Raw genomic sequence first — 5,792 nt, forward strand, 5'->3', positions numbered from 1 at the left:
ATATTTAATATCCCCATATAAACACCACGTCTTTCTTGAGGTACTATTTTAGACACCATAGAATATGGAATACCCATCATTGCCGCCCAACCTATCCCAAATAAAATCATTGGTAAGATAACCAAAAGCGGGTCTTGAATATGCGGAATACTAAGCATCGCAATTCCTGTTAAAAATAAACTAAGAACGTATACTTTTTTTCCTCCGAATTTTAAAGCCAACGGAACGAGTGCCAATGCAAAAACTATTGTTGAAACATTATATGTAGTATTCATTTTTGCTGCTTGACTTAATGCTTGTGATTTATCAAAACCCATGCTTTCTTCAAACATTGGAGAAATAAATTGCCAATACACAAACAAGGCATACCATTGAAAAAGATAAACAGCAGATAGTTTCCACATAAATTTGGGCATATCTTTTATGGCTTCAACAATTTCTTTAAATGGTGTTTTTATTCTTTCTGAAAAAGGTAAAGCATTATGCTTTTTAATTTCATCAAATTCCTCATCTGAAGGGGGTATTTCTGGAGTTTTTAAAACTGACCACAAAATGGTAGAAACAGATAATAAAGCACCAATAAAAAATGAATAATACAACCACTTTGGAATACCACTAGCCGCTTCAACAGCTTCTGCAGCACCAAACCAATCTTGAAAAAGAAAAATGGATGCATTTGCTAAAACAATACCCGCACCAACAAATAAACTTTGCATTTGGTAACCAAAACTTAACTGCTTGTTTGGTAATTTATCACCCACAAAAGCGCGATAAGGCTCCATAGCCATATTATTCCCAACATCTAGAATCCATAACAAACCAACTGCAAACCAAAGTGTTGGACTGAATGGAAACGCAAACAAACACAAACTACCTATTATTGCCCCTATTAAGAAGAATGGTTTACGTCTTCCCCAACGTGGCGACCATGTTTTATCTGAGATAGCACCAATTATAGGTTGAATAATTAAACCTGTAACAGGCCCAGCGAGATTCAACAAAGGCAAATCTTCATGATGTGCTCCTAAAAATGAAAATATAGGATTAACGGCTGTTTGCTGCAAACCAAAACTGAATTGAATTCCTAAGAATCCTACATTCATATTAAAAATTTGCCAAAAGGATAAGCTTGGTTTTTTAATTTTCATCTTAATTTAGTTTTTAGAGGTATCTAGTTTTTTAAGAAAATCTTCAAAATTAGCACCATTCATAATAAGCTTACCATACAAATCCACAACTGGTAATGACAAATTATCTGCAGACAAACCTGCTTTTTGCATTTTAATCAGCATTTCTCTTTGCTTCAAAAGATTTACATCGACATCATAATATATGAAATCTATCTTTTTTTCTTTTAAATATGCTTTTGTATCGATACAATAATGACACGTATCGCTTCCATATACTATTATTTTTTTCAAATCTTTTTGAGAAGTCAAGTTATCCTTTAAACCAGATTCTACAGCTTGCCCAAAACTAAATTCACCTAAAGTTATGATAAATAATATTGAAAAAATAATAGCTTTCATTCTATAAAATTTTTAATTAAAAAGAGTTGAGACTTAGCATAAAACCCCAACCCTTTTTGTTAACAAACTCAAATCAAACTAAACTTGTTTTTTTAAAATTTATATTGTAAAGATAGTGTTGAAGAACGACCACTAATAGACCTCGCTCTTACTAAACGGTTACTACCAAAAGCACCATCACCATTACCTTCAACTTCTGTGATACCAACTGTATCAAAAAGATTGTTTACACTTAATACTAATGAAAGTCCTTTTGTTAAACCTGCTCTACCTATTAAATTAAAGTAAGCATAAGCTGGCATCACTAAAGCGTTATCATCTTGAGCATAGGATTTAGAAGTTCCTAAAACACTTAAAGCCACAGAATGTTGTTTTGTATCTCCAAAATTAAATGAAGGCGATAAGTTATATACTAAATCTGCTTGTCTTCTTGGAGTGTTCCCTTTGTTATCACCACCGTCAATTTCTGCTTTTGTCCAAGTAAATGATCCATTGAATGAAAAGTTTTCTCCAAATGCTAAAGCAGTTTCTGCTTCTAAACCTAGGGCTTTAAAGGGGTTACCAACAGTTCTGTTCAACTCATTACTTATGCCTTCATCAGTATTACTCATAAAACCAGTAAGGTTAACTGTTCCGTTATTAAGTCTTTTCTTGTAACCAGCTTCAATTTGTGAAAGCTCATCAAACTGAACATCAGCTAAACCATCTGTACCATATGTATTTCTGTCGGCAGCTCTACCTGAAGCACCTTTACTATATCTTGCAAATACAGCAGCACCGTCATTAATTTTATAGTTAAGACCAGCTGAGTAAGATACAAAGTTATAATCATCATTTACAATTTGACCTGCATTTCCAGCTATTACTGGAACAACTTGTTCGATACCTTGAATTGTACCATCACCGTCATAATCATACGCACCTTGACTAGTAGGACCACCAGCAATGTTACCATTAACATTTACGTTTTCAAAACGGATACTACCATCAAAATTTAATTTTTCAGAAAGGTCTGCATCAATACCAACATAAGGCGAATTTACATTATGCACCGTATTATATTTACGTTGACAACAGTTACCCCAAACTGGCGTACCATAAGAGTACTGACCGTTTCTTGAAAAACCATCAAAATCTGCTAATCTTGCTTGCCCTCCACCTTTTACTTCAGAAAGAAAAGAACTCCATTGCCATCCAATTTTAGTGTTTTGAGTTGCTGTAAATAAACCAGCAGTTACACCTACATTATCGCCAAGTTTTTTAGTAATTTTCATATCACTAAAAAAGTTACTTAAATCTTCTACAGAAACATCAAACATGTGTATAATTTGTGCTAATCCATTTGATGGAGCAAAAGCCTCTCTATCTCCATCAGCATAAACTAAAGGCTCCGCACCTGCTCCAGCAGCAGCTCTTGCAGTTGCATCAATTTCAGCAACCGTACCAACAGCAGCTGTAAATGGAGCAACCCATTGTCCGCTATTGTTAGAATATCTTGCTTTACCAGCAATTTTCCAATCGTTTCCTAAATCAAAGGAAAACTCTGCTCCTAAAGATTTAGAAATCGGGTTATTACCGTTTCTAACATCATTTACATGTCTTCCGCCACCATCAAAAGGGTTTGTTCCTGCACTTTGTTGTAAATAGGCAGAATGTTGAGAATCGCTAGTAATATCAAAACCAGGAAGATTAGAATAAGTAGGATTATCGTTATCACCTTCTAACAGCATTGGCATTGGTAAATACATTGCAGCTTTGTCATTTAAAAACTTAGCATAAACACGCACATACCCTTTGTCAAATCGTTTTGTAAGATTCGCTTTAAATTGTCCGCCTTTATTACCTTGATAACCAATTTCTCTTGGACCTTCTCCTGTTCTCATAAATCCACCCATATGGTAAGATAATCCATTGCCTAATGGTTGTCCATATTCAAAATCTAATCTACTAGTTTGATAATCTAAACCAAAAGTAGTTGCTAATGAACCACCTTCTGTTGCACCTGTTTTACTAATCATGTTAATGATACCAGCTGGTCCATTAGATGTTTGCGTAGATGCCGAACCACCTCTAATAGCTTCAACTCTTCCAATGTTAGAATCAATTCTTAAAAAGTTATCCGCGTTTCCAAAAGAAGTATCACCAAATAAGTTTAATGGCAAACCATCTTCTTGAATTTGAAAATATCTTGAACCACCAGAAGAAACCGGTACACCACGTACATTAAAGTTAGCGTTACCTTCACCACCCGATGATTCCGCACGTATACCCGGTACATTTCTAAATAGCTCACCAGCACTTCTAGGTGCTGCCGTCTCTATTTGCTTAGCACCAATTGTAGATACAGAAATACTAGACTCCAATCTAGACTTAGGATTTACAACTCCTGTAACAATTACCTGGTCTAGAGACTGCGCATCTTCTGCCATAGTAATGTTAACTGTAATATCTTCATCTTGTACTGTTATACTTTGTGAAGATTTTGCATAACCAATAAAGGTTGCATTTAAAGTATAAGTACCATTCTCCACATTGTCGATAGAGTAATTTCCATCAAAATCGGTAACAGCACCTTTAGTTGTGCCATCTAAAATAACATTTACACCTGGTAAAGGTACACCTGCTTGATCTTGTACATTTCCTGATATTGATTGCGCTACTGCAGTACTAATTGAAAGTAACATCATAATCAATAAAAATCCATTTTTTTTAATCGAATTCATTTTTAGTCTTTTTTAGTTATTCAATAATTTATTATATTAATTTTTGTCAAATCTATATTTATAAAGTACTAATTTTATGATATTCTTTATCGAAAACGTTTTCGAAAGTACCGAAAACGTTTTCGATTTACAATTTTTTGTATATTTTAGCTTTGTAAAATTATCCCTTTATATGAAAACTGTAACACTAAAAGATATAGCAGAACAATTAAATATTTCAGTTACTACGGTCTCAAAAGCATTAAAGAATTATCCAGATGTTAGCAAAAAAACCAAACTACAGGTAAAAGAGCTAGCAAAAACCCTTAACTATAAGCCAAACACTTTTGCAGTTAACCTAAGAACCAAGGAATCCAAAACAATAGGTTTGGTAATTCCCGTAATTGTTCATCATTTTTTTTCAAATGTGATTAAAGGTATTATTTCGCAAGCGGAAAAAAAAGGATACTTAGTTATCATCCTTCAATCAAATGAATCTTACGAGTTAGAAAAAAAACAGATTGATTTATTATTAAGTCAACGTGTTGATGGGATTTTAATTTCTTTAGCTAATGGTACTGCAGATTTTAACCATTTAAATGAGATAGTTAATCAAGGAAAGCCTTTAGTCATGTTTGACAAAATCGCGAAAATTGTCAATTGTTCGAAAGTAATTATTGACGATAGAAAAGCTGCTTATACTGCAACACAGCATTTAATTGATATAGGATGCAAACGTATTGCACATTTTAGAGGCGCTCTATTACCACAAAATTCAATTGATAGATTTTTAGGCTACAAAAGAGCATTGTTGGATAATAATTTACCATACGATCCCTCACTAGTTTATATCTGTGAATGTGGGGATATGAGCTTTGAAGAAGGTAAAAAAAATGCAAAACAATTATTAGAAGACCATGACGACGTAGATGGTATCTTTATAAATACGGACTTGGTAGCTATAGGGGCTATGACTGAGTTCCAACAAATGGGTGTAAAAATTCCAGAAGATATTAGTATAGTTGGATTTAGTAATTGGTTTATGTCTTCGGTTATATCTCCCTCCTTAACAACTATTGACCAACCGGGATTTAAAATGGGCAAAACGGCATTTAAACAACTTTATAAAGAAATTAGAAAAAAGAAAGAGAACAGACCTATAGTTTATAAAGAAATTACTTTAGAAACAGGTCTGGTAAAGAGAGAATCTACTAAGCAACCCTAAAATCTGCGCTTTACAACGCTACATTTAGTTAATTTCCTCTTTTTTAATGTTAATAACTAAAAAATATGCCCCAAAATAACTACTTGTAAGCCATAGTGTTTGATTTGTTTTGATGTTATTTAAAAGCGAAAAAAACCAAAGACCAAAAACTTAATGAGATTTGATAGTATTTGAATTAATATACTGTCTATCAATTATTTGTGAATAACTAATTGAATTTTTTTCTTCTTTCAATAGCCACATTTCCTACTTTTATTTCCATCATCCCATAAGGGAAAACAAAAGCGCTTTTGTTCATTTTATAAATCTAAAAACAATAAAAATGGACAATTTATT

General features: G+C 33.2%; 4 protein-coding genes. 1 reads left to right on the forward strand and 3 read right to left on the reverse strand.

The window, feature by feature from the left end:
- From WBN21_RS13195 to WBN21_RS13205, 3 genes are all read right to left on the reverse strand, one after another.
- On the reverse strand, positions 1-1,148 hold a 1,148-nt coding region (locus WBN21_RS13195), incomplete at its 3' end, for an MFS transporter (RefSeq protein WP_424201022.1).
- A gap of 6 nt (positions 1,149-1,154) precedes the next feature.
- Positions 1,155-1,529: a glutaredoxin domain-containing protein gene (locus tag WBN21_RS13200; protein WP_424201024.1), complete on the reverse strand. Its 375-nt coding sequence runs from the start codon at positions 1,527-1,529 to the stop codon at positions 1,155-1,157.
- Positions 1,530-1,621: 92 nt separating this feature from the next.
- Entirely contained in the window at positions 1,622-4,252 is a 2,631-nt protein-coding gene (locus WBN21_RS13205) for a TonB-dependent receptor domain-containing protein (protein WP_424201026.1), read from the reverse strand.
- Between the two features lie 172 nt (positions 4,253-4,424).
- On the opposite strand from WBN21_RS13205, the gene WBN21_RS13210 reads away from it, so the two are divergent.
- Entirely contained in the window at positions 4,425-5,456 is a 1,032-nt protein-coding gene (locus tag WBN21_RS13210) for a LacI family DNA-binding transcriptional regulator (RefSeq protein ID WP_424201028.1), read from the forward strand.
- Positions 5,457-5,792 lie beyond the last annotated feature (336 nt).

It is taken from the genome of Algibacter sp. (assembly GCF_049667265.1).
Lineage (GTDB): Bacteria > Bacteroidota > Bacteroidia > Flavobacteriales > Flavobacteriaceae > Algibacter_B.